General features: G+C 64.7%; 24 protein-coding genes and 1 riboswitch. Of the genes, 14 read left to right on the top strand and 10 right to left on the bottom strand.

The window, feature by feature from the left end; translation table 11 throughout:
- Positions 1–53: 53 nt before the first annotated feature.
- On the bottom strand, positions 54–578 hold the full coding sequence (locus AB0O58_RS13520) for an HTH domain-containing protein (protein WP_366238270.1): 525 nt from the start codon (positions 576–578) through the stop codon (positions 54–56).
- A 96-nt stretch (positions 579–674) separates the two neighbouring features.
- Here AB0O58_RS13520 and AB0O58_RS13515 point away from each other — a divergent pair, with 96 nt between their 5' ends.
- Positions 675–1,040 carry a VOC family protein gene (locus AB0O58_RS13515; protein WP_032387838.1) on the top strand — a complete coding sequence of 122 codons (366 nt, stop codon included), beginning with the start codon at positions 675–677 and terminating at the stop codon, positions 1,038–1,040.
- A 114-nt stretch (positions 1,041–1,154) separates the two neighbouring features.
- On the opposite strand, the gene AB0O58_RS13510 is transcribed toward AB0O58_RS13515, so the two are convergent.
- The 5 genes from AB0O58_RS13510 to AB0O58_RS13490 all read right to left on the bottom strand — a co-directional run bounded on the left by AB0O58_RS13510 (position 1,155) and on the right by AB0O58_RS13490 (position 6,276).
- The gene (locus tag AB0O58_RS13510) at positions 1,155–1,430 is read right to left on the bottom strand and encodes a helix-turn-helix transcriptional regulator (protein ID WP_032368116.1); all 276 of its coding nucleotides are present in this window, start codon (positions 1,428–1,430) and stop codon (positions 1,155–1,157) included.
- Positions 1,431–1,737: 307 nt separating this feature from the next.
- On the bottom strand, positions 1,738–3,546 hold the full coding sequence (locus tag AB0O58_RS13505) for a cytochrome bc complex cytochrome b subunit (RefSeq protein ID WP_032374365.1): 1,809 nt from the start codon (positions 3,544–3,546) through the stop codon (positions 1,738–1,740).
- On the bottom strand, positions 3,543–4,736 hold the full coding sequence (locus AB0O58_RS13500; protein ID WP_230074373.1) for a ubiquinol-cytochrome c reductase iron-sulfur subunit: 1,194 nt from the start codon (positions 4,734–4,736) through the stop codon (positions 3,543–3,545). The genes AB0O58_RS13505 and AB0O58_RS13500 overlap by 4 nt, the downstream gene beginning before the upstream one ends.
- A complete protein-coding gene (locus AB0O58_RS13495) occupies positions 4,733–5,581 on the bottom strand; it encodes a cytochrome c (protein ID WP_027497381.1) in 849 nt (282 codons plus the stop codon). Before AB0O58_RS13495 ends, AB0O58_RS13500 begins: the two co-directional genes overlap by 4 nt.
- 83 nt (positions 5,582–5,664) lie before the next feature.
- On the bottom strand, positions 5,665–6,276 hold the full coding sequence (locus AB0O58_RS13490) for a heme-copper oxidase subunit III (protein ID WP_366238269.1): 612 nt from the start codon (positions 6,274–6,276) through the stop codon (positions 5,665–5,667).
- Between the two features lie 151 nt (positions 6,277–6,427).
- Here AB0O58_RS13490 and AB0O58_RS13485 point away from each other — a divergent pair, with 151 nt between their 5' ends.
- Both AB0O58_RS13485 and trpD read left to right on the top strand, forming a co-directional pair.
- On the top strand, positions 6,428–6,904 hold the full coding sequence (locus tag AB0O58_RS13485) for a hypothetical protein (protein ID WP_032370292.1): 477 nt from the start codon (positions 6,428–6,430) through the stop codon (positions 6,902–6,904).
- 51 nt (positions 6,905–6,955) lie between these two features.
- Entirely contained in the window at positions 6,956–8,017 is a 1,062-nt protein-coding gene (gene trpD, locus AB0O58_RS13480; RefSeq protein WP_032368113.1) for an anthranilate phosphoribosyltransferase, read from the top strand.
- 11 nt (positions 8,018–8,028) lie between these two features.
- On the opposite strand, the gene AB0O58_RS13475 is transcribed toward trpD, so the two are convergent.
- Positions 8,029–8,304, bottom strand: coding sequence for an Lrp/AsnC ligand binding domain-containing protein (locus AB0O58_RS13475; RefSeq protein ID WP_027497377.1), 276 nt, complete (start codon positions 8,302–8,304; stop codon positions 8,029–8,031).
- A 91-nt stretch (positions 8,305–8,395) separates the two neighbouring features.
- Positions 8,396–10,111 (bottom strand): DEDD exonuclease domain-containing protein, encoded by a 1,716-nt coding sequence (locus tag AB0O58_RS13470; protein ID WP_032391006.1) that lies wholly within the window; start codon positions 10,109–10,111, stop codon positions 8,396–8,398.
- Positions 10,112–10,280: 169 nt separating this feature from the next.
- On the opposite strand from AB0O58_RS13470, the gene AB0O58_RS13465 reads away from it, so the two are divergent.
- The 5 genes from AB0O58_RS13465 to AB0O58_RS13445 all read left to right on the top strand — a co-directional run bounded on the left by AB0O58_RS13465 (position 10,281) and on the right by AB0O58_RS13445 (position 15,380).
- The gene (locus AB0O58_RS13465; protein ID WP_027497376.1) at positions 10,281–10,562 is read left to right on the top strand and encodes a hypothetical protein; all 282 of its coding nucleotides are present in this window, start codon (positions 10,281–10,283) and stop codon (positions 10,560–10,562) included.
- Between the two features lie 115 nt (positions 10,563–10,677).
- A riboswitch (cyclic di-AMP (ydaO/yuaA leader) is annotated at positions 10,678–10,838 on the top strand.
- An 18-nt stretch (positions 10,839–10,856) separates the two neighbouring features.
- Complete coding sequence (locus AB0O58_RS13460) at positions 10,857–11,411, top strand: C40 family peptidase (protein ID WP_063216721.1); 555 nt, start codon at positions 10,857–10,859, stop codon at positions 11,409–11,411.
- Between the two features lie 390 nt (positions 11,412–11,801).
- Positions 11,802–12,785 (top strand): NlpC/P60 family protein, encoded by a 984-nt coding sequence (locus AB0O58_RS13455; RefSeq protein WP_080729233.1) that lies wholly within the window; start codon positions 11,802–11,804, stop codon positions 12,783–12,785.
- Between the two features lie 29 nt (positions 12,786–12,814).
- Positions 12,815–14,197 (top strand): hypothetical protein, encoded by a 1,383-nt coding sequence (locus tag AB0O58_RS13450; protein ID WP_366238268.1) that lies wholly within the window; start codon positions 12,815–12,817, stop codon positions 14,195–14,197.
- A 58-nt stretch (positions 14,198–14,255) separates the two neighbouring features.
- Positions 14,256–15,380 carry a glycosyltransferase family 4 protein gene (locus AB0O58_RS13445; RefSeq protein WP_032374362.1) on the top strand — a complete coding sequence of 375 codons (1,125 nt, stop codon included), beginning with the start codon at positions 14,256–14,258 and terminating at the stop codon, positions 15,378–15,380.
- Between the two features lie 39 nt (positions 15,381–15,419).
- Here the strand turns inward: AB0O58_RS13445 and AB0O58_RS13440 are convergent, their stop codons facing one another.
- Positions 15,420–17,225 carry a long-chain fatty acid--CoA ligase gene (locus AB0O58_RS13440; RefSeq protein ID WP_366238267.1) on the bottom strand — a complete coding sequence of 602 codons (1,806 nt, stop codon included), beginning with the start codon at positions 17,223–17,225 and terminating at the stop codon, positions 15,420–15,422.
- Positions 17,226–17,358: 133 nt separating this feature from the next.
- On the opposite strand from AB0O58_RS13440, the gene AB0O58_RS13435 reads away from it, so the two are divergent.
- The 6 genes from AB0O58_RS13435 to AB0O58_RS13410 all read left to right on the top strand — a co-directional run bounded on the left by AB0O58_RS13435 (position 17,359) and on the right by AB0O58_RS13410 (position 21,958).
- A complete protein-coding gene (locus AB0O58_RS13435; RefSeq protein WP_032370298.1) occupies positions 17,359–17,751 on the top strand; it encodes a polyketide cyclase / dehydrase and lipid transport in 393 nt (130 codons plus the stop codon).
- Between the two features lie 133 nt (positions 17,752–17,884).
- Positions 17,885–18,319 (top strand): SRPBCC family protein, encoded by a 435-nt coding sequence (locus AB0O58_RS13430; RefSeq protein WP_027497370.1) that lies wholly within the window; start codon positions 17,885–17,887, stop codon positions 18,317–18,319.
- Entirely contained in the window at positions 18,295–19,575 is a 1,281-nt protein-coding gene (locus tag AB0O58_RS13425) for an ArsA family ATPase (protein ID WP_322843264.1), read from the top strand. The genes AB0O58_RS13430 and AB0O58_RS13425 overlap by 25 nt, the downstream gene beginning before the upstream one ends.
- A 43-nt stretch (positions 19,576–19,618) precedes the next feature.
- Positions 19,619–20,038 (top strand): hypothetical protein, encoded by a 420-nt coding sequence (locus AB0O58_RS13420; RefSeq protein WP_032368110.1) that lies wholly within the window; start codon positions 19,619–19,621, stop codon positions 20,036–20,038.
- A 39-nt stretch (positions 20,039–20,077) separates the two neighbouring features.
- Entirely contained in the window at positions 20,078–21,052 is a 975-nt protein-coding gene (locus AB0O58_RS13415) for an ROK family protein (RefSeq protein WP_027497367.1), read from the top strand.
- Positions 21,053–21,229: 177 nt separating this feature from the next.
- Positions 21,230–21,958, top strand: coding sequence for a lysophospholipid acyltransferase family protein (locus AB0O58_RS13410; protein ID WP_032399969.1), 729 nt, complete (start codon positions 21,230–21,232; stop codon positions 21,956–21,958).
- A 9-nt stretch (positions 21,959–21,967) separates the two neighbouring features.
- Here AB0O58_RS13410 and AB0O58_RS13405 read toward each other — a convergent pair whose 3' ends face one another.
- Positions 21,968–23,176: a glycosyltransferase 87 family protein gene (locus AB0O58_RS13405; RefSeq protein WP_283348358.1), complete on the bottom strand. Its 1,209-nt coding sequence runs from the start codon at positions 23,174–23,176 to the stop codon at positions 21,968–21,970.
- Positions 23,177–23,188 lie beyond the last annotated feature (12 nt).

Raw genomic sequence — 23,188 nt, 5'->3', positions numbered from 1 at the left:
CTTGTCACACCAGTGGAGGCACCGGCATCATGAACCTGCCGGACACCGACACGTCAGGTCGTACACAGACCGACACGTGAGGTCGTCCACCGATACCGGTACTGGATTTGCAGTCGTCGTCGGCGTCGAAGTGTCGAGGCCAGGTCCGATACGTCGATCGCTGTTTCCGAGTCGGCGAACCATGCGGTGCTGTCGACCAGTACCAGGTCCGCCAGACCCAGCATGCCCGGTATATCCGGTGCCGCAGCCTGCCGGGCGGCGATCTTGCGCGCGGCCGACTCCCATACCGCAGACAGCCCCAAACGTTCGAGCTGCGCGCTGTCCAAACCGGCTATGGAGAGGGCCTCGAGTTCTGGTGGATCCAGATGGGATGCGTTGAGTCGTGCATTGGGGAGCAAGACAATCCCGCCGTTCCGTCCGCGTTCGGCATAGACGGGCACACCAGCCGCCGAGAGCGCCTCGACGTCTCGCGGCACAGTGCGCCGAGACACTTCCAGACGGTCGGAGAGCTCGGTAGTTGTCATGCGCTGACGGGTCTGTAGGAGCAGCAAGATATGCAGCAGCCTCGAAGCCTTCATGCGGACCGATGTTGGCAGAAAAAGGTGACAGGTTCTGTCGCGATGAGGCGATTGGATGGTTCGGTATCGATACGACATCCACTCGAGGAGCCCTCCATGCCTGCACCGAACCTGTTCTTGATCGGCGTCCGGGAGACCCAGGCCGCCACCGCCTTCTACAGCGACCTGTTCGAGATCGAACCGACTTTCACCAGTCCCCACTATGTTGCTTTCGACGTTGCCCCCGGTGTACTGCTCGCGTTGTGGACGGGCTACGCCGAGCACTCTGTACCGAGCACACCCCGCATGAGCGAGATCGGACTCATGGTGCCCGGCCCCTCGGAAGCAGTCGACGACATATTCACCGATTGGGTCGCGAAAGGAGTTGCCGTAGTGCAGAAGCCACACGACGCCGTCTTCGGCCGCACTTTCGTGATCGCGGACCCCGACGGCAACCTCATCAGGGTCTCGCCGATCGACTGAGAAGCACCACGCCTACCTACTGCGGGTCGGTGAGAGACCGGCCGCACCCCGGTCTTTCGTCATGGACTGGAACGCATGAACGTCCCGGAAGACCACGGCGCGGATCCGAACCAGTCAGGACGCGTCTGCCTCCCGCAGGGTCGACGACGCATCCGCCGTGGATTCGAGCAGTGCATCGAGTGAGATCTCCAACGCAGTGCACAGTGCGGCGACGGTAAAGAATGCCGGGGTTGCGATACGCCCGGTCTCGATTTTTCTGAGCGTTTCGACGGAGATGCCGGCGGCGTCGGAAACCTCGGTCATGGTCCGGCTACCCCGGAAACGGCGCAAAGCTGTGCCCAAGCGAGCACCACGCGCGAGTTCACCGGGACTGAGTGGGATACGGACCATACACCGATACTAATACCGGTCGAGACCGACCGGGCCGATGCTCGTCACCGATGGGTCTGCGGGCTACCAGCAGGTGAGTGCCGGCTCCGAGTCGAGCATTTACCGCGCTCTGAATCGGCAGTCCTCGGGCGGGGGAGGGGAGTGGAGCCTGTGAGAGTTGCGGCCTCCGTTCACAGGACTCCCGCGGACCGATGGAGATCCAGCCGGATCGTCTCCGGACATGTGTCGATCGGGTAGTACCGCCACCACACGAAGAAGGGCGGCACCGTTGCCGGTGCCGCCCTTCAGCGGAATGCGTTGTCAGGACTCAGTGATCGCGATCGCTGTCCTGACGACCCGAAGAAATCGAGGTGTCTTCGTGCCCGTTGGCATGGCCGTTGCCGTTGGCGTGGCCATTGGAATGACCGTTGCCGTTGGCGTGACCGTTGCCGTTCGTATGGCCGTTGCCGTTCGTATGGCCGTTGCCGTTGGTATGGCCGTTGCCGTTCGAGTGGCCATTGCCCAGAATGCCCGCCTGGTAGTTGCGAAGCATTGCCAGCTGCTCGTGCTCGCCCTTGTGGAGTGCATCCTCGAGGGCCTTGCTCTGCGCAACGGGGTCCGGGGTGAACAGTGAACCCGAGCCGGGCTTGCCGGCAGAACCGAGCTTGTTCATCTTCTTGGGGACCGCTGCACCCTGGTAATCGAGCGGGATCGGGTGACCGTGATCATCGACCGGTCCGAGCGGCTGGTGGATTTCCACGTACTGGCCGTGCGGGAGTCGCTTGATGATTCCGGTTTCGATGCCGTGCTCGAGAACTGCCCGGTCGCTGCGCTGTAGGCCGATGCAGAACCGGTACGCGACGAAGTATGCGATCGGCGGAGCAATGAGCACTCCGATTCGACCGATCCACGTCATCGCATTGAGCGAGATGTCGAACTTGTACGCGATCAGGTCGTTGACGCACGAGAGCGTCAGAACGACGTAGAAGGCGATGGACATTGCGCCGATCGCAGTACGGACCGGCACGTCGCGGGGACGCTGCAGCAGGTTGTGGTGTGCGTTGTCTCCGGTGAGACGCTTCTCGATCCATGGGTAGGCAATCATCACGGTGAAGACGAGGCCCATGATCACGGCCACCCAGAAGACTGCAGGAATCGTGTAGCGACCAGCGATGTAGATGTCCCATGCCGGCCACAGACGCGCCAGGCCGTCGGTCCACATCATGTAGAAGTCGGGCTGCGAACCTGCGGACACCTGAGACGGGTTGTACGGACCGAGCGCCCAGATCGGGTTGATCTGCAGCAGTCCGCCCATGGCGGCGATCACGCCGAACGTCACGGCGAAGAACGCGCCGGACTTGACGGCGAAGACCGGGAGGATACGAACGCCGACGACGTTGGTTTCCGTACGACCGGGTCCGGGGAACTGCGTGTGCTTCTGGTACCAGACCAAAGCCAGGTGAGCTGCGATCAGCGCCAGGATGATGGCCGGTAGCAGCAGCACGTGCGCCACGTACAGGCGAGGAATGATGATCGTGCCGGGGAAGTCCCCGTCGAAGATCAACCAGTGCATCCAGGTGCCGACGATCGGGATGCTCATCGTGATTCCGGAGAACGCGGCGCGGAGGCCGGTGCCCGAGAGCAGATCGTCGGGGAGCGAGTATCCGAAGAAGCCCTCGAACATCGCCAGGATCAGCAGCAGGCAGCCGATGACCCAGTTGGCCTCACGGGGACGACGGAACGCACCGGTGAAGAAGATGCGCATCATGTGCACGATGATCGACGCGGCGAACATCAGTGCTGCCCAGTGGTGGATCTGGCGCATGAACAGACCGCCGCGCACCTCGAACGAGATGTCGAGTGCTGTCGCGTAGGCACGTGACATGGTCACGCCGTTCAGCGGGGTGTACGCGCCCTGGTAGACGACCTCGCTGAGCGAAGGATCGAAGAACAGGGTGAGGAAGACGCCGGAGATCAGCAGGATCACGAAGCTGTACAGCGCGATCTCACCGAGCAGGAACGACCAGTGGGTGGGGAACACCTTGTTGATCTGGCGGCGCAAACCTGGTGCCAAGTGGTAACGACTGTCTACGTCGTCCGCCTGCTTGGCGGCGAGGGTTTGCAGTGAAGGACTCATGAATCACGCTCCGGTCGACGTTCCCAGAAGGCGGGACCCAGTGCTTCGTGGAAGTCGTGCTGTGCCACTAGGTAACCCTCCTCGTTGACTGTGATGGGAAGCTGAGGCAGCGCGCGCGCAGCCGGTCCGAAGATCGGCTTGCCGTACTCGAGCGCGTTGAACTGCGACTGATGGCAAGGGCAGAGAATGCGGTTGGTCTGCTGCTCGAACAACGATGTCGGGCAACCCAGGTGCGTGCAGATCTTGGAGTAGGCGTAGTAATCGCCGTAGTTGTAGCTCTCCTGGCCCTTGCGCTTGATGACCGTGCTTGCGTCGTCGGGACGCAAACGGATGAGCATGACTGCGTTACGGATACCGCGGAGTGACATGAGCAGGTCGTGCTCGCTCTCGCGGTCCGCCTCGCGGAACGGGAAGACAGTTTCCATGGCACCAGCGTCCAAGTCCTCGGGCCGTACGAGAACAACATCTTCCGGTCGCCCGGTGTCTCGTCGGAGGTAGATCGTCTCTCCATCGTAGCGAGGCGTCCAGCCGGATACCCACAACGGAGAATCTTCGCCCTTGGCCCACGGATTCTTGATGAGGCCGCCGAGGGGGAGCAGTGCCATCACGCCGAGAGCGCCGCCGCCGAACAGAAGCGAACGCTTGATGACCTTGCGTCGTCCGATGGTCGACGTGTCGAGCGAATCGCCCAGCTCGGCGACCAGCGTCTTGCGGTCCGTTTCCGACGAACTTCCGTCGTGGCGGTCCTGGATGGAGACCTCTTCGGGGATGAACTTCTTGGTGAACTGCACGGCACCGACGCCGACGGCGAGGATCGCAAGACCCATCGTTCCGCCGATCAGCGGCGTGTACAGCGAGTACAGGTTGTAGTTGTCGTCACCGATGCCTGCGTACTGCCAAGGCCAGAAGAGGTAGACGCCGATGAACGCGACTGCCGACAGGCCGGCGATGGCAAACCAGATCGCCACGCTGCGCTCTGCGCGCTTCTCGGCGCGAGTACCTTCCACAGCCCAGCGATTGCGACGGAATGCGACATCCACACCGTCGAGATTGGTGCCGAGTTCGACCAACTCGTCCCGGCTGAGCGCTGCCAACTCCTCGTCGGTGTACTTCTTGTCGGGATTCACACCCTCGGCATTGGTGCCGTCGGTGTTGTCGGCGTCCTTACGGCCGGAATCGCCGTCGCTCATGATCTAGCTCCGATCCACAATGTTGCGCCGACGACAGCGGCGATTCCGACAACCCACAGGGCGATCATCTCGGTACCGGGACCGAAGCCACCGAGACCCCAGCCGCCTGCAGCCTTGGTTTCCTGGGCCGACTTGACGTAGGCGATGATGTCCGACTTCTCCTCGATCGTCAGCTGACGGTCGGAGAACTTTGGCATGTTCTGCGGACCGGTGACCATCGCGGTGTAGATCTCCTGCTCGTTGGCAGGCCCGAGGTCCGGCGCGAACTTGCCCGACGACAGTGCGCCGCCCTGGCCGGTGAAGTTGTGGCAGGACGCGCAGTTCAAGCGGAACAGCTCGCTGCCTCGGGCGATGTCGTCGCCGCGAAGCGACTCCTGCGCCACCTCACCGTTCTCGTCGAGAATGACCGTCGGGCCGCCGCCGTTGGCCTGGATGTAAGCACCGAGCGCGTCGATCTGCTTGTCGTCGAACTTCGGCGGCTTGCGCAGTGCCTGTGCCTCGTTGCGAACAGCCGGCATACGGCCACTCGACACCTGGAAGTAGACGGCAGCTTCACCGACACCGATGAGACTCGGTCCGCGATCCTGAACACCCTGCAAATTGGCACCGTGGCATGTCACGCACGACGTGTCGTAGAGCTGCTTGCCTTCGCGGATCAGCGCCGCCGAATCGGTGTCGGCTGTTGCAACCTGGGGTGTAGGCGTCAGGGCCGACGCGAGGAAACCCGCGCTCAGAAGGCCCATCATCAGAACGAGTGCACCGGTGACGCGTCGACGCGTCTTACGCTTGCGTCGCGCCTTCGAGGCCGAAGTGTCGTCGGTTGCTGCTGGGGGAGATGTACTCATCTTCTATCCCTTGTCGTGTCGGGACGGGCCGAACGTCGGGGGCTGAATCCGTTCGCTCGATATCTGTGGCTTGCTGACTGTCACTAGCGGATGAAGTAGATCGTCGCGAAGAGGGCAATCCAGACGATGTCGACGAAGTGCCAGTAATACGAAACGACGATGGCGGCGGTGGCCTGCGCGGGCGTGAACTTGCTGACCAGGGTTCTGGTGATCAGGAAGACGAAGGCGATGAGTCCGCCGATCACGTGCAAACCGTGGAAGCCGGTCGTGACGTAGAAGACCGAGCCGTACACGCTGCTCGAGAGCGTCGTGCCCTCGTGGACCAGGTGGTAGTACTCGTATCCCTGACCGGCGACGAAGAACGCGCCCATTGCCAGGGTGACGATGTACCACCGACGAAGCCCGAACACGTCGCCACGCTCGGCAGCGAACACGCCCAGCTGGCAGGTGAACGAAGAAGCGATCAGCACGGCCGTCACCGGAACAGCCAGCCCGAGGTTCAGCTCGGTCGGCTCCGGCGGCCAGTTTCCATTCGCCTGCGCGCGTGCGACGAAGTACATCGCAAACAGCCCGGCGAAGAACATGAGTTCACTCGACAGCCACACGATCGTGCCGACGCTGACCATATTGGGACGGTTCAGCGAGTGCACGCGTTGGGTGATTGCCGATCCTTGAGTCCCTACAGCGCTCGTCACAGAAAGAAGTATGACCCGTCGTAGTACGGAAGGCATATCCGGGTCCGGTCTTGGCGCGTCGCGGAGGGACGATTCCGAGCGCGCCGTTGTTCCCGCGCTGGTGGAGGGGCCTGTACGGGCCGGTAGGGTCCAGTCGTGCAAGGCTGGCCTCATGGCAAAGAGCAGTGCAGGTGGGTGGTTTCGGCGGTTGTTCTCGCGGTCGACCGCGGAACGTCTGGACCCCACGCGCGAAGATCTGGTGGTAGTGGCGAGCTGCTTCGACGACGCGCGGGCGTGCTCCGCCGTTCTCGACGAGGCGGCGAACACAGAACCCACGTGGATCGAGTCCTCCGAGGTGCTGTTGCGGCATCACCTCGTGCTGCCCGCGCACGAAGTCGACGATGCGGCAGCCGTCGCGGCGCAGGATGCGTACGAGGTCGGTCCGCAGGTCGAACTACCGGACGACACCGGGTATCGGCCGCAAGTCGATGACGGTGTCGCTCTGGTCCTGCAGCGGGTACAGGTGCTCGACGCGTTGCACTGTTCGCAGGAGAGGTCTCGCATGGCGGGTCTCGCGCAACGGCGTGGGGGAGCGGTACTGGGGTGGGATGCGCTGCAGCCCGCCTCACCCGCCGACACGTCTGACTAAGCTTCCACCGCACCGCGCGCATCGACAGCAGAAGGGCACGGCACATCCACCATGACCGCAGGGACCAGTGACGAGCAGCCGCGAACGTGGCGTCGAATCCTCGGAGCGTTGACCACGCACGCCGACCTGTCGAGCGCCGATACCGGCTGGGTGATGGACGAGATCATGTCCGACAACGCCACAGCCGCTCAGATCGCTGCCTTCGGGGTGGCACTGAAGATGAAGGGCCCCACTCCCGCGGAACTGGAGGGTCTCGCCGACTCCATGCTCTCGCACGCATTTCTGGTCGAGACCGACCGTGACGCGGTGGACGTCGTCGGAACCGGCGGCGACGGTGCGGACACGGTGAACATCTCCACGATGGCCGCGATCGTCGTCGCTGCCAGCGGAATACGCGTCGTCAAACACGGTAACCGTGCAGCGTCGTCCAAGAGTGGTACGACCGATGTGCTCGAGGCGCTGGGCGTGCGGGTCACCCTGGGTCCCGCCGGGGTGGCGTCGAGCGTCGAGCAGGTTGGGATCGGGTTCTGCTTCGCGCCGATCCACCACCCCGCACTTCGGTTCTCCGGTCCGGCGCGCAAGGAGATCGGCATTCCGACGATCTTCAATGTGCTGGGCCCCTTGACCAACCCGGGCCGCCCACGCGCCGGACTGATCGGCTGCGCATTCGAGAATCTGGTGCCCGTCGTCGCCGGCGTGTTCGCTCGACGCGGTAGTTCGGTTCTCGTCGTCCGTGGTGACGACGGGCTCGACGAAATCACCCTGTCCACCACGACCACCGTGCACGTGGTGTCCGACGGGACCGTCACCGTCGACTCGATCGACCCGGCCGATTACGGAATCGCTCGGGCGCCCATCGAGGCCCTCCGAGGCGGGGACGCGAAATTCAATGCAGCAGTGGCACATCGCGTGTTCGCAGGCGAACACGGACCCGTCCGTGACGCCGTGCTACTCAACGCCGCCGCGGCCATGGCCGCGCATCGTGGAGTCTCGGGAAACCTGCACGAGCAAATCGAAGCCGGATTGGCAACTGCGGCAACGGTTGTCGACAACGGTTCCGCGGCCCGCCTGCTTGCCGACTGGGCACGCTGCACCACAGCGCTGGCCGACTGAATCACACCGAACTACTCGCCGATCGAGAATCCTGCATCGACGTCGGCACTCGAATACGACTGAAACGCAATGTGAGTCGTCGTACTGCGAACACCACGAACACGATTGATGTGCTTCGTGATGACCTCGGCTATCGACGCATGATCACGCACCTTGACGATGGCAATCAGATCGACGTCGCCGGCGCACGAATACACCTCCGACACACCGTCCACATCGGCAACGGCCTGCGCCGCCTCCGGAATCAGATCGGCCTCGGCGTCGATCAAGACGATGGCATTGATCATCTGTGCTCCTCACGCATCTCCGGGCTCACACACGACGCGAGCTCGACCCAACCGAGACAACACTAGTTGCTCAACCGACTCCACTCTCGCTTCATCGGTCGTTCCGCGGGCTCCACTCCTGCCTCGTTGCTTCTCGGGCCGTTCGACACCACTCCTCCCACGAACCCGCAGACCGAGCAGGGCTGCAGTAGCCACCGGTGGTGCGAACGATGCGCACTCCGTCCGTGTGGAGCCACGACGCGATCAGGCCCACCTCTTCCGGCGGCGCACCGCGAAGTGGCGTCGCATCGGGCATCACCGTCTCGGCCGACGCCGTGATCGCATCGACGACGGGCATCGGGTGCACCCCTCGCGGTGCGACGGCCGCCCCGGCCAAGCGGCCGAAGCGCACCACCATCAGCTCCCAACCACCGTCGGCCGTCCGCCTGGCCGCCACGAGCTCGGCGATGGCCGCAACGGCGGCCGCCCGGTGCATCCTGCGGAGCACGTTCACCGTCACCGCGATTCGATCGCGGAGACGCGCGGCTGTCTCGAACAGTTCACGGTCCGCGAGTTCGGCGACGCGGCGTCGCATCGCGAACAGCAGCTCGTCGTCGTGTCCACACACGAACGCCAGAAATTTCGCCGGGGCACCCGAGTACTCCTCGGCCGTCAGGGGCCCGGAGAACGCCGCTGGGCAGCCACCGACGTCCGTCGCGGTGCACTCGTCACCGTGTCGAACCGCGCGGCCCAACCGGCGGGTGCATGTACGAAGTCGACAGAATTCTGCGGCGAGTGCGGAGGCCTCCGCCGCGTCCGCCCGAACAGCGAACGGTCCGAGGCTGTTGGGTGCGGGAGTGCGCACGATCGACAGACGCGGAAACGCTTCGTCGGTGAGGGTGACCCACCACCCTTTGCGGGGAAACTTCGATCGGCGGTTGTAAGGCGGGACGTGAGCCGAGAGCAGCCGTAATTCGCGGACTCCTGCCTCGAGTGCGTGCGCACATTCGACGTGGTCCACGCGAGTGGCGAGCGAGACCATCTCCTTCATTCGCCCACGTGTCTCGGAACCGGTGAAGTAGTTGCGCACCCGACGCTTGAGGTTGTTCGAGGTCCCTACGTACAGGACCTCGTCCGACGGTCCTCGGAAGAGGTAGACGCCGGGTGTATCGGGCAGGTGTGCGGCCAGGCCGCGTTTGGCTCGTTGCCCCGCCGACACCGCAGGGAGGTAGTCGACCAGTTCCGCGTAACTGTGTACGCCTTGGTTGCCCACTCGTTCGATCAGGCCGTGCAACACGTCCACCGTGGCACGCGCGTCGTCCAATGCTCGGTGAGTCGGCCGAGTGCTGGATCTGAACAACGTCGACAGGGCGGACAGTTTCACCGAGGGTGCCTCGTCGCGCGTGAGCACTCGCCGGGCGAGTTTGACCGTGCAGAGCACCTGGAAGCGGGGCCAGGCGATGTCGAGTCGACTCGCTGCGGCCTTGAGAAATCCCGTGTCGAACCCGGCGTTGTGTGCCACCAGTACCGATCCGCGAGCGAACTCGAGAAAGCCGGGGAGAACGCGTTCGATGCGGGGAGCCCCGATAAGCATCGCCGTCGTGATGCCGGTCAACTCGACGATGTAGGGCGGGATCGATCTGCCCGGGTCGACGAGGGTAGCGAATTCGCCGATGATCTCGCCGCCTCTGACCTTGACTGCCCCGATTTCGGTGATCGCCTCCGTGTCAGCGCTGCCACCAGTGGTTTCGAGGTCGACGACGACGAACGTGGTGGCGTGAAGCGGGGTGTCGAGTTCGTCGAACGTCAGCTGGATCGGCAGGCTCACTGCGACGACGTTAGGGCCGACCTCCGACAAGAACGCCGAACACGGCGTCGGAGGGCATCGTGTCGGTCGGTGCCGATTGTCGAGTCGCGGAACCTGTCGGTGGCTGGCGCTACCTTTCGTTCGATCGGCCGATTACACCGTCCGACGCGACAAAGAGACAAGGATCACAATGATCATCGACTGCAGTGACTGCCTGGTTCGTGACATCGCCTGCGCCGACTGCGTTGTGACGGTGCTTCTGGGGGCTCCCGGGATGCCCGCGAGATCGGATGGGCAATGGGTCGGTTCACCGTCTCGTATCACCCTCGAGCAGGAAGAACTCGGTGCCATGGGAGTGCTCGCCGAGGTCGGTATGGTGCCCGCACTCAAGCTCGTCGTGAACGACGACGGCACCGCGGATGTTCCCCTGTTATCGACTCGTGACACACCGGGCGATCAACGCGCCGGGTAGCGAGAACACGGCCGAATTCGGTCCGTTCGGCGCGTTGGGGTCGACACAGGGGTATGCCATTTCGTAACCTTCCTGAGACCTTGCGGAGTCTTGCCAGTCCAAACCGGAGTGGCGTCGCAGGTCACCGCCTAATCGATCACTCGCGAGAGTGTTCGTACCGGGAACCCGATATTTACTGGGGTGAATCCCGCCGAGTCACCGATGGTGGCCGGTGGGTAGGGCTGCTCTTCCCAGCCCGAACCCGTCAGCTAACTCGGTCGGCGGACGAGTGGAAGAAACGGAGCACCATCTTTCGTGGCGTCACAACTTTCCAACCGAACATTGCGGCGAGCTCTCGTAGCCGGAGCGCTCACGGCAGGCGTGGTGATTCTCCCCGCTGCACCGGCAATGGCGGCCCCAGTCACCATCCCCGGCGTCGGAACCTTCGAGATTCCTGACATCCCGGGTCTCCCTCCCCTCAACATTCCGGGCATGCCCGCTCCGGGTGCGCTTCTTGCCCCGCAGGTCACCCCGGCTGCCAAGGCCGTCCAGGCGGCGGAGTCCAAGATCGGCGCTCCGTACGTGTACGGCGCATCGGGTCCGGATTCGTTCGACTGCTCGGGCCTGATCCAGTGGGCCTACAAGCAGGCCGGCGTCAGCCTGCCCCGTACGAGCTACGACCAGGCAGCCGCGGGCACCCCGGTCTCGCGTGACAGCCTGATGCCCGGCGACGTCGTCTCGTTCTACGGCGGCTCGCACTCGGGTATGTACATCGGCGACGGCAACGTCGTGCACGCATCCACGTCCGGCGTGCCGGTCAAGGTTGCTCCCGTGGACTCCATGCCGTTCGACGGTGCTCGACGCTACTGAGCCGAGCGCTCCGACCGGAGTTGTGTACCGACCGACAGGGTCGATCCGTTTCGACGGTTCGGCCCTGTTGTCGTTTCCAAGGACGGTTTCCGGGCGACACGCCGGTACGGTGGACAGCAGAGCGTCCAGTTCGTAATCTGATCGAGACCTCTCCGACGTTTGGTTTGTGATCTGTCACGTGCAGACTGCGTCGATTTCGGACCGTGTTCACGTCCGCGCCCAGCTGAGCATGGGTATCGTTCGGTTCCGGTCACTTTTTCCAACCGCCACTCCAGCTGGAATGGCATATGTCAGGACGGAGAGTCGCTTTCCGTGGCGATATCGAGAACCACCCGAGTTCTACGACTAGTAGGTAGCTCGGTGACCACAGCCGTTGCGGCCGCGTGCATCATGGTGGTGCCGATCACGACGGCGAGTGCCGATCCGGGGTTCGGCTCGGCTTCCGACGCGCAGGCGAAGCTGGCGGAGCTGTCCCGGGAGTCGGAACAGACCAACGAGTCGCTGCACAACGCGCAGATCGATCTCGACGCTCGGGCTCGCGAGCAGCTCGATGCGCAGACCGCCGTCGATGCCAGTCGGGCGGCGCTCGACGCCGCCCAGTCGCAGCTGGCGCAGCTCAAACCCGCCATGGACAAGGTGGCCAATGTCAACTACCAGGGCGCTCGCACCAACCGGTTGTTCGCGGTCATGGTCAGCGACTCCCCGCAACAGTTGCTCGACCAAATGTCGGCCCTCGATGTCATCTCCGCCGAGACAGCCGGCCAGGTAGCTCGGTTCCAGCAGGCCAGCGCGGATGCATCCGCGGCAGAGCAGGCCGCCGCGACCGCCGCAGAACAGGCCAGAGTCGCCGCCGAGCAGGCCAAAGCGGTCAGCGACGATCTGCAGGCGAAGCAAAGTGAACTTCAGGGCCAGATCGCCGAAGTCATGGCCGCGTACAGCGCGCTTTCCTCGTCCGAGCAGCTGGCCCTCGCGGGATCGGCGCTCCCTGAAGGTTTCGACCCCTCCACGATTCTGAAGAACCTGACGCCGGGCTCCGGTTCCAGCGCATTGCAAGCCGGTCTCACACAGATCGGCAAGCCGTACGTCTGGGGAGCGACCGGCCCCGACGGTTTCGACTGCTCCGGGTTGGTCGTCTGGGCCTACAAGCAGGTCGGAAAGACGTTGCCGCGGTCGAGTCAGGCTCAAGCTGCCGGCGGAACTCCCGTCGATCAGAAGGATCTGCAGCCGGGAGACGTCGTTCTGTTCTACCCGGACGCATCACACGTCGGTATCTACGCCGGTAACGGCAACGTTCTGCATGCCTCCACCTTCGGGGTACCGGTGAAGGTCCAGTCGATGGCGTCGTTCCCGTTCTACGGGGCCCGTCGATACTGACTGTGCCGCGAACGACGACTGACGCCTGAATGAGCGGTACGGAACGGCCGTCCGTTGTCCACGCGCTCACCGCGTCGGGGCGGGCGCGATGGGCGGCAGTCCTGGTCGTTCTGGCAGTGGCGTCGACGCTGCTGTTGGTTCATCGTCACGACGGTCCTGCATCGGGATTGGCGACATCGAGCGCATCGACTTCGTCCGATCCGTCGGCCTCGCAGAATCCGCCGACCTACGACGAGCAGCGCCGCGCCGAAGTGACCGAGCTGCTCGAGCGCTGGGCGGCTGCCCTCCGTTCCGGCGACGAATCGGCGCTGCGTGGGTTGCTCGACCCCCTCGCGGATCCGACGTTCGTGGATGCGCAGGTTCGCCGGGCGACTGTCGTTCCGACGGTTCCTTTCTCGGACTTCGACTACGAGATCGGTGACGAACCCGAGACCCCCGTGCCGTCGTCGATTGCCGAGCAGCTGGATGCCACCGATGTGTGGGCTCCACCGGTGTACCTGCGGTATGCCGTGCAGGGCCCGGATGCCTCGCCGACCCGCCGGCCGGTTTCGCTGGTGGTCGCCGAACGCGACGGCCAGTGGCGACTGGTCGACGACGCCGACTTGCCGACCTACCGTCGCCACACCTGGCGTGGTCCGTGGGATTTCGGGCCCGTGACGGTGCGCTCGGTCGCCACTGCATCCGGCACGTCGGTGGTGTTGGGACATCCCGACCGTGAGCAGTTCGTGGCAGATGTGGCCGCCGAGCTGCCCGCGGCGACCGCTGCGGTCACCGACTTCTGGGGAGCCGACTGGGCCCGGGACGGACTGGTGTTCGTCAGTTCGACGGCCGAGGAGTTCGACGAATCGACGGGGTCCTCGCCCTCGACGGACGTGGCCGCAGTGACCGTGTCCGACGCCGTGGCCGGCGGGTCGCGTCCGACGGGTCAGCGCGTGGTGTTCGGTCCCGATGCCGCGTCGCGGCTGACTCCGTTCACTCTTCGTTCGGTGCTTCGGCACGAGTTGACGCATGTGGCGGCGCGGGCGAAGACGGCGGAAGGCACCGCGTTGTGGGTGGCGGAGGGTTTCGCCGACTACTCCGGGTATCGCAGTTCCGGTGCCGACTTCCGGCAGCTGGCACCTACTCTGGCATCGATCGTGGCTGCCGGTGGCCCGCCGACCGTGTTGCCGAAAGACGAGGATTTCGGTGCAGGCGGCACCCGCTCCAACGTAGCCTACGAGTCCGCCTGGTCGGTCTTCGCGTTCGTGGCCGACCGGTACGGCGAGTCCACGTTGCGCAGGTTCTACGAGGCGCTGGCGTCCGGACCCGGGTCGGACGGAGTCGTCGACGCAGCGATCACCTCGGTCCTGAGTCTGAGCCGAACCCGGTTCGTCGCGGAGTGGGGCAACTGGGTGGCCGCCCGGTCACGCTGACCCGGACGTGCGCGTCGTCGACACGAGCTGTCCGATCGGGAGCGCTACGGTTGTCGTCATGCGTCGTACTCTTCTGGTGACGAACGACTTTCCGCCCCGGCCGGGCGGAATCCAGTCCTATTTGCACAGCTTCGCCTCGCAGTTGCCCGCCGACGAGCTCGTGGTCTACGCGCCGCGGTGGCGTGGTGATTCGCACGTGAAGTTCGATGCGAAACAACCCTTCGAGGTCATCAGGCATCCGACCACGTTGATGCTGCCGACTCCGTTGGTGGCTCGCCGCGCAGCGCGCATCGTGAAGACCCGAGGGTGCGACTCGGTGTGGTTCGGTGCCGCGGCCCCGTTGGCGGTGATGTCGTCACACCTGCGCAGAGCCGGGGCGGATCGCATCGTGGCGAGCACGCACGGCCACGAGGTGGGGTGGTCGATGGTGCCCGGTGGTCGCGCGACGCTGCGCACCATCGGAGAGAACACCGATGTGGTGACCTACGTGAGCAAGTACACGCGGAGCCGATTCAGCTCGGCGTTCGGGGCGTCGGCGGCACTCGAGCATCTGCCGCCGGGGGTCGACACCGATCGCTTCGTGCCCGACGATGCCGCGAGGACGGAGCTACGTGCTCGGTACGGCCTCGGTGACCGACCGACGGTTCTGTGTCTGTCGCGGCTGGTGCCGCGCAAGGGCCAGGACTTCCTGATCCGGGCGCTACCGGAGATCCGGCGCGCGGTGGACGGGGCGGTTCTGGTGATCGTCGGCGGCGGTCCGTACGAGAACACGTTGCGCGAACTCGTTCGCTCCACCGGGATGGAGCAGCACGTGGTGTTCACCGGGACGGTGCCGTCGGCGGAACTGGCTGCCCATCACACGATCGCCGACGTGTTCGCGATGCCGAGCCGCACCCGAGGCGCGGGCCTCGACGTCGAGGGGCTCGGAATCGTCTACCTCGAGGCGTCGGCCTGTGGCGTTCCGGTGGTTGCCGGGATGTCGGGAGGCGCTCCGGAAGCTGTGCAGCACAACAAGACCGGGCTCGTCGTCGACGGGACTTCGGTGTCGTCCATCGCCGACGCGATCGTGACGCTCCTGTCCGATCGAACACTGGCGACGCAGATGGGCAACGCCGGTCGGGCATGGGTCGACGCGGAATGGCGCTGGGACGTGCTGACGGAGAAACTGCGGTCACTGATCTGACCGGGCGGGCCGCTCGCACCACGGCTCACGCCACGCGTGTCACCTCGCGTAGATCGCCTCGATCTCGTCGGCGTACGCCTTGGTGATGACATTGCGCTTGAGCTTCATCGTCGGCGTCAATTCGCCGCTCTCCTCCGAGAAGTCGTGGGGGAGCAGGCGGTACTTCTTGATGGATTCCGCGTGCGAGACCGACTTGTTGGCGTCGGCGACGGCGGCGTCGATCTCGGCGACGAGATCGGGGTCGGCCTGCAGATCCGCTGCGGTGGCGTCGGAGTCCTTGCCGTGTGCGGACTTCCACTTGTCGAACGCATCCGGATCGAGGGTGATGAGGGCACCGATGAAGGGCTTCTGGTCACCGACCACCACGGCCTGACTGATCAGTGCTCCGGCACGAAGGTGATCTTCGAGGCCCGCGGGGGAGACGTTCTTGCCGCCGGCGGTGACGATCAGTTCCTTCTTGCGGCCGGAGATCGTGATGTATCCCTCCTCGTCGACGGATCCGAGATCGCCGGTGCGGAACCACCCGTCGTCGAGGGATTCCGCGGTCGCCTTCTCGTTTCGCCAATATCCGTCGAACACAACGGGTCCGCGTAGTTGGATCTCACCGTCGCCGGCGATGCGGACGGTGTTCCCGGGTAGCGGGCGTCCGACGCTGCCCACACGTTGGAATCCGATGGTGTTCACCGCGAACGCCGCAGTGGTTTCGGTCAGGCCGTAGCCCTCGTAGATGGTCACGCCGATGCCGCGGTAGAAGTGGCCGAGTCGCGCTCCCAGTGGTGCGCCGCCCGAGATGGCAAGTTCGCACTTGCCGCCGAGAGCGGTCCGCAGCTTCGCATAGACCAGCTTGTCGAACACGAAATGCTTGGCGCGCAACACGATCGACGGGCCACCGGAATCCTGCGCCTGGCTCCACGCCACTGCGCACTCGGTCGCGAGATCGAAGATCTTGCCCTTGCCGTCGCTGTGTGCCTTCTGCTTCGCAGTGTTGAAGACCTTCTCGAACACGCGCGGCACGGACAGAATGAAGTCCGGTCGAAATGTCCCGAAGGTCGCGACCAGGTTGGGAATGTCGTTGGTGTGGCCGAGGGTGACTCCGGCATCGAACGACGCGATACTCACCGCGCGAGCGAGGACGTGCGCCATCGGAAGGAACATCAACGTACTGCGGCCCTGTGTCAGAAGAGCTTTCAACGACGTCTGGCGAATGCCGCGAGATTCCGCAAGGAGGTTCGCATGCGTCAATTGCACACCTTTGGGGCGGCCGGTAGTGCCCGAGGTGTAGATCAACGTGGCCGGATCGGACGAGCGAAGTGTCGAGACTCGTTCGTGCACAACGTCTTCGGAGACGTCCGCGCCGTTGTCGATCAGAGCCTGCACTGCGCCCGTGCCGGGAGCGTTGTCGATCACGAACGTTCGACGTACCGACGGCGCCGCAGCTACGACGGCTTCTGTCTCCCGTACGTGCGCGTCGTTCTCGAGGACCAACAGAACCGGCTCGGCGTCTTCGAGAATCCACTCGACCTGGCCCGCCGACGACGTCTCGTAGATCGGCACGGTCACTCCGCCCGCGGCCCAGATCGCGTAGTCGATGACCGACCACTCGAATCGCGTGGACGACATGAGCGCGACGCGATCGCCCTGCTCGATACCTGCCGCGACGAGGCCCCTGGCCACGTCGACGACCAGTCGCTCGAATTCTGCGGCACCGACATCGGTCCATCGGCCGTCGTCGAGCCGACGGAACACCACGGCATCCGGCGACGTCCGAGCGCGGGCGAAGACGCTGTCGACAGCGGAGTCGGTGTCCGCGATGTCGTACTCGGCGGAAACAGTGAACTCGCGCACGGGATTACCTCCGGATCGAACGGGTTGGAGAAAGCCGATAGCTCGGCTTCACAGATACTCTAGACCCAGGGCGCGCGGTCCCGAATGTGCCTCGGCGGTCCTGGTCTCGGACCCGATATGTGAAGCTCTGACGATGAGCAGTATTCAAGTTGCGGATCAGACATTCGTGGCAGCGCCCGGTGCGGCGGTGGCGCAGGCGTTCGTCTCGCCGGAGCGGTGGCGGCGGTGGTGGCCGGACCTGTCGCTGACCGTGACCGAGGATCGCGGCGAGAAGGGCATTCGGTGGTCGGTCCGCGGCGGCGTCGTCGGAACGATGGAGCTGTGGCTCGAGCCCGTACTCGACGGCGTGATCGTCCACTACTTCCTGCACGCCGAGCCGGCCTCAGCAAGTGAGTCGGCCACCGAGCAGCATGCGCGTCGGGTGGCCGGCCGCGCCATGACCTTCGAGCTGAAGCGGGAGCTCGAGGCCGGGAGGTCAGCGGGCGAGGCACCCCACCACGTAGCGTCGAGTTCAGCTCCCGAATGAACCGCGCGGTACGGTCGGCCGGTTCGCGTTGTGCGTCGGCGGTTCGATCGTGTGAGATAGGCCTGCCGCGGGTTACACAGCAGGCAGCGAACGAAGCGGATCGAAGTACCCGAGAGGAAGCGGACCAGTAGTCATGGCGGAGAAAACCCAGAGGTCGATCGTCGTCGAAGCCCCACCGAGTCGGGTCATGGACGTCATCGCCGATTTCGACGCGTATCCCACGTGGGTGTCCGCCGCGAAGTCCGTCGAGGTCCTCGAAGTCGGTGCGGACGGACGGGGAAAGCGGGTCAAGTTCGTGCTCGACGCCGGAATGGTGAAAGACACGTACGAACTCGAGTACGACTGGGCGGCGGACGGCAATTCGGTGTCGTGGAATCTCGTCTCGGGCGAAATGCAGAAATCTCAGAACGGGTCGTACTCGCTGCGTGAGACCGGCAACGGCACCGACGTGACGTACGAGCTCACTGTCGATCTGAACATTCCGATGATCGGCCTGTTCAAGCGCAAAGCAGAGAAGGTCATCACCGACACTGCGCTCAAGGAATTGAAGAAGCGGGTCGAAGGCTGACCGACGCTCGCCCCGAACCCCGCACCACGGTATCGCTGTTCATCGGCAAAGGTGGCGCGGGGAAGACCACCCTGGCGTCTGCGTCGGGTCTTGCGCTCGCGGCCTCGGGCCAAGAGGTGCTGATCGCCTCCCTCGACCAGGCGCACTCGCTCCGCGACGCCGTCGGCGCACAAGGTGACACCGACGAGGACGCGGGCATCGGAGCGGTTGCTCCGAACCTGGACGTCGTCGAGATCGATACCTCGCGGCTGCTCGAAGAGCGGTACCGCGGTCTGGGATCGATGCTGTCGGTGGCCTCGGCAGGCCACGAACACGGCGTGAGTTTCGGCGCGATCGAGCCGGAGGAGCTGATGGGGTTCCCGGGTATCGAGGAGCTGTTGGGATTGCACGAGGTGTCCCGGCTCGTCGACGAAGGTCGTTGGGACACAGTGATAGTCGATCTTCCGGCATCGGGGGATGCGCTGCGAACACTGCAGCTGCCCGACACCGTCTCGTCCTATTTCGAGCGCGTGTGGCCGCGCCACGATCGCATGGTCGCCGGCACCGGAACCGACGTGCGGCTCACGCTCGTGGTGGCCATGATCGAGCGGATCCTCGGACAGATCGAATCGGTCCGGGCGCTGATCACCGATCCCGACCGGACCGGGGCAACCGTGGTCCTGACCCCCGAGCACCTGTCCATCGTCGACGCCGAACGCACGCTCTCCGCAGCGGCTCTGTTCGGCGTTCGCGTCGACCGACTGCTGGTGAACCGGATGCTCCCGGCCCTCAATTCCTCGTCGATCGGTCTGGTCGGAGCTCATCCTGCGGTGTTCTGGTTCGAGCGATGGCGGGCCGCGCAGCTCGACGCCGTGGCCGAACTCCGACGACGCGTCGGCTCGGTTCCGATCGTGGAGGTGGAGCACTGTGAAGTGGAACCGGTAGGGTTGGGCCCCTTGCAGGATGTGGCCGAGCACCTGGCACCGCACTCCCTCGAACGACGTGCGTCGAGCCCGGCCGGTCGACCGTCGGTCGAACTCGAGTCGGGGAGCGGACTCGAATCCGTGTACGCGATGAGAATGCTTCTGCCGGTAGTCGATTCGACCACCTTGGGTCTGGGGCGAGTGGAGGACGACTTGATAGTGAGTGCCGACGGTAGGCGGCGACGCGTCACGTTGGCGTCGGTGTTGCGTCGGTGTATCGCCGATTCTGCGGAACTCGACGGCCCGTTCCTGGTGGTGCGTTTCCGACCCGACCCCGATGTGTGGCCGCTGTGAGCGGCCGAGCCATGACCGTAAGAGCTGTGAGCGGAGAGACGCTGTGACGGCCGGGCATTCGGAGTTGGGCGCGGACCTGCTGGCGTTGGCCGACACCGTCCTGACACGTCTCGAGCCCATCCTGCGCCGAGTTGCCGAGACACAGCAGGACCGCGATCAGCAGGGCTGCAGCTGGTGCCCGGTGTGTGCGCTCGCGGCGTTGGTGCGCGGTGAACGGCACGATCTCGTCGAACTCGTTGCCTCGGAAGGGGCCGTCGTCGTCGCACTGCTGCGTCAGTTGTTGATCGACCACACCGCGCCGGGCACCGAACACGCCGCTGGGGGTAGCAGCGAGCCCGGCACCGAGTCGACCGCGTCCGCTGCCGACCGGGTCGACGCCGCCGCGGACGTGTCGGAGGACACCTCTGCGCCGTCCGTTCGTCGACCGGCGTTCGTACCGATTACCGTTCGGGTCAAGGAGTGACCATCGCCGTGGGGGGACGGCCGAGGAAGGCATGAACGAATGAAGCGTCATCATCAGCGATTGACGGTCGGGATCGACGTGGGCGGCACGAGCCTGCGCGCCTCGGTTGTCGACGCGGACGGTCAGGTGCTCGACTCGACCGCAGCACCCACGCCCCACACTGCTCGTGCACTCGAGCGTGGTCTCGACCGCGCCGTGCAGGAGCTGGCCGGCCGACACGACATCGCTGCCGTCGGTCTGGCCGTGGCGGGTTTCATCGATTCCGACCGCACGACGGTCCGGTTCGCCCCGCACCTGCCGTGGGTCGACACGCCGGTCGCAACCGAGATGAGCGAACGCATCGGACTACCGGTGTTGCTCGAACACGACGCCAACTCCGCGGCGTGGGCGGAATACCGTTTCGGAGCGGCTTCGGGTGGCCGCAACGTGGTGATGGTGGCGATCGGAACGGGAATCGGTGCGGCGCTGCTGATCGACGGCCGAATCTATCGAGGGAGCCACGGGGTGGCTCCCGAACTCGGTCACATTCAGGTGGTGCCCGACGGACGAGCGTGTCCCTGCGGCAAACGCGGGTGCTGGGAACGGTATTGCAGCGGTACCGCACTGGTGGATACGGCGGTGGAGTTGTTGGCCGCAGACCCGTCGTCCTCGACGAGGTTGGCACGCGAGGTCTTCCTCGATCCCGGCTCGTTGACCGGGCGTCGGATCGCGAGCGCCGCGCACGACGGCGACTCGATCGGCCGACGCACCATGGAGGATTTCGCACACTGGCTCGGCGTCGGACTCTCGATGGTCAGCGATGTGTACGACCCCGACCTGATCGTGTTGGCCGGCGGTGTGGCCACTTCATCGAGTCAGTTCCTTGCTCGTGCCACGGACAAGTACGCCGAGCTCGTCACCGGCGCGGGCCATCGCCCGCTGGCACGGATTCGCAGCACCGAACTGGGCGAGGCCGCGGGGATGATCGGTGCGGCCGAGCTCGCGCGAGCACAGTTCGTCACCACCGCACGATGACGGTTCGGACCCACCCCGTGTGATGTCGCACGTCTCCTCCTCGTCGATGTGGCTGGTGTCATAAACCCTGGGTACAGTTCACTACGCGGCACGGTTCGAGAACGCACGGCCGCAGTCGGTTCGCTCCGCGCGAGCCGGCACACCATCGATTGCCGACCATGATCAGGGAGCACGTCAATGTGGTACTGGCTGTTCAAATTCGTCATCGTGGGGCCCCTGCTCATTGCCCTGGGTCGGCCCACGATCGAGGGTGCGGAGAACATTCCGACGCACGGCCCGGTGATCCTGGCCAGCAACCACAAAGCGGTTCTCGACTCGTTCTATCTTCCGCTCAAGACCCCGCGGCGCATCACCTTCCTCGCCAAGAGTGAGTACTTCACCGGCTCGGGTCTCAAGGGTGCGTTCCAGAAGTGGTTCTTCACCGCGGTGGGTCAGGTGCCCATCGACCGCACCGGAGCCGACGCGGCGCAGGACGCACTGAACGCCGGTGCCCGCGTGATCGAAGCCGGCAAGGTGCTCGGTATCTACCCCGAAGGCACCCGGTCGCCCGACGGCCGGCTCTACAAGGGCAAGACCGGAATGGCGCGCCTGGCATTGCAGACCGGCGTTCAGGTGGTGCCGGTCGCCATGATCGGCACCGAGAAGATGAACCCGATCGGTTCGCGCCTGTGGCGTCCGGCAAAGGTCACCATTCGCGTCGGCAAGCCCATCGACTTCTCCCGGTTCGAGGGAATGGCAGGAAACCGATTCGTCGAGCGCGCCGTCACCGACGAGGTGATGTACGACCTGATGCTGCTCTCGGGTCAGGAGTACGTCGACGTGTACGCGGCCTCGCTGAAGAAGGTTGCGACACCCGAAGATTCGGCTCCGTCCGCGCGCCGTATCCCCGACTCGAAGGCCAGCTGACGACTGCGGTCAGTGAACCGCGGTGTCGCTTTCCTTCGGGGTGACCCGAGGCGAGAGGTTCACGGCCGCGACGGCGACCACAGAGGCCAGCGCCCACCACACGTAGGCGGATGCGGCGAACTGATCGACCAGCGGCCAGTCGAGTCCACTCCATCGACCTTCACCGAGTTTCCAGTGCGGTGCGTACACCATGATCGCCAGTCCGACGGCAACCAGAGCGAGTAGCAGTGCGCTTCGACGGCGGTATCCGACGGCGGCCAGCACCATCGCGAACGGTATTGCCCACACCCAGTGGTGTGACCAGGAGACCGGCGAGACCAACAGGCCGAACATCGCGTTCACGGTCAGCGCCAGGGCGATCTCACCGGCGGCGAATGCTTTGCGCATCGCGATTCCCGCCACGAGCAGTACCCCTACCGACAGTGCGATCCACAGAATGGAACGGGGGAACTCGTCCATTCCGAGGCGGGCCAGTACACCTGTGATGGACTGATTCGCCGGGTACCCCGGTCCGCCGATCCGATCGGAATCGATGATCGTCTCGGTCCAGTACTTCACCGAGTCCGACCACGTGAGCGCAAACCCGATCGCCGTGAACATCGCGAAGCTCAGTGCCGATACCACCGCAGCGCGAAAGTCCTTGCGCAGCAAGAAGAACAAGACGAAAACTGCGGGAGTGAGTTTGACGGCGGCGACCAGACCGATCAGCACACCCCGAGGCCACCGAGTCTTCTTCGGCAAGCAGTCGAGCGCGACGAACATCATCAGAACAATGTTGATCTGCCCGTAGTTCAACGTGGACGTGACCGGCTCCAGTACGAGGACGGACACCGCGAACACCGCGCCTGCACTCCACCACACGAGCGTGCGAGGGCGAACCCCCAACGAGATCAGCGTGAGCACAACGGTCGCCAGCAACGCGAGCATGGACAACGACGTCACCGTCATCGATGCGGCGTAGAGCGAGACCTTCGAGAGCGGGCTGAACAGAGCGGCAGCAATCGGGGGATACGTGAACGGCAACGTGGTACCGGTCGCGATGGGAGGAAGCTGGCCGTACAGATCCCCGCCCCGAGCGAACACCTCTCCGCCGAGCCGGTAGACGTCGAGATCCAGTCGATAATGCTCACCCAACGTTCGCAGCCCGGGAAACCCGTTGAGATGGAAGAGCACACCGACCGCCGCCGCGACGACAACGACGACCCTGCTCGACGCCACCGCCCAACGCGG

The organism is Rhodococcus sp. NPDC080181, from assembly GCF_040702225.1.
GTDB classification, from domain to species: Bacteria; Actinomycetota; Actinomycetes; order Mycobacteriales; family Mycobacteriaceae; genus Rhodococcoides; species Rhodococcoides fascians.
The sequence above is the reverse complement of the archived record's forward strand: the minus strand, read 5'-3'. Positions and strand labels throughout refer to the sequence as shown.

Excerpts from the sequence above, each read along its gene's own strand:
- AB0O58_RS13520 (WP_366238270.1), bottom strand. The coding sequence starts at position 578 with ATGAAGGCTTCGAGGCTGCTGCATATCTTGCTGCTCCTACAGACCCGT.
- AB0O58_RS13515 (WP_032387838.1), top strand. The coding sequence starts at position 675 with ATGCCTGCACCGAACCTGTTCTTGATCGGCGTCCGGGAGACCCAGGCC.
- AB0O58_RS13510 (WP_032368116.1), bottom strand. The coding sequence starts at position 1,430 with ATGGTCCGTATCCCACTCAGTCCCGGTGAACTCGCGCGTGGTGCTCGC.
- AB0O58_RS13505 (WP_032374365.1), bottom strand. The coding sequence starts at position 3,546 with ATGAGTCCTTCACTGCAAACCCTCGCCGCCAAGCAGGCGGACGACGTA.
- AB0O58_RS13500 (WP_230074373.1), bottom strand. The coding sequence starts at position 4,736 with ATGAGCGACGGCGATTCCGGCCGTAAGGACGCCGACAACACCGACGGC.
- AB0O58_RS13495 (WP_027497381.1), bottom strand. The coding sequence starts at position 5,581 with ATGAGTACATCTCCCCCAGCAGCAACCGACGACACTTCGGCCTCGAAG.
- AB0O58_RS13485 (WP_032370292.1), top strand. The coding sequence starts at position 6,428 with ATGGCAAAGAGCAGTGCAGGTGGGTGGTTTCGGCGGTTGTTCTCGCGG.
- trpD (WP_032368113.1), top strand. The coding sequence starts at position 6,956 with ATGACCGCAGGGACCAGTGACGAGCAGCCGCGAACGTGGCGTCGAATC.
- AB0O58_RS13475 (WP_027497377.1), bottom strand. The coding sequence starts at position 8,304 with ATGATCAATGCCATCGTCTTGATCGACGCCGAGGCCGATCTGATTCCG.
- AB0O58_RS13465 (WP_027497376.1), top strand. The coding sequence starts at position 10,281 with ATGATCATCGACTGCAGTGACTGCCTGGTTCGTGACATCGCCTGCGCC.
- AB0O58_RS13455 (WP_080729233.1), top strand. The coding sequence starts at position 11,802 with ATGGTGGTGCCGATCACGACGGCGAGTGCCGATCCGGGGTTCGGCTCG.
- AB0O58_RS13450 (WP_366238268.1), top strand. The coding sequence starts at position 12,815 with ATGAGCGGTACGGAACGGCCGTCCGTTGTCCACGCGCTCACCGCGTCG.
- AB0O58_RS13445 (WP_032374362.1), top strand. The coding sequence starts at position 14,256 with ATGCGTCGTACTCTTCTGGTGACGAACGACTTTCCGCCCCGGCCGGGC.
- AB0O58_RS13435 (WP_032370298.1), top strand. The coding sequence starts at position 17,359 with ATGAGCAGTATTCAAGTTGCGGATCAGACATTCGTGGCAGCGCCCGGT.
- AB0O58_RS13430 (WP_027497370.1), top strand. The coding sequence starts at position 17,885 with ATGGCGGAGAAAACCCAGAGGTCGATCGTCGTCGAAGCCCCACCGAGT.
- AB0O58_RS13415 (WP_027497367.1), top strand. The coding sequence starts at position 20,078 with ATGAAGCGTCATCATCAGCGATTGACGGTCGGGATCGACGTGGGCGGC.
- AB0O58_RS13410 (WP_032399969.1), top strand. The coding sequence starts at position 21,230 with ATGTGGTACTGGCTGTTCAAATTCGTCATCGTGGGGCCCCTGCTCATT.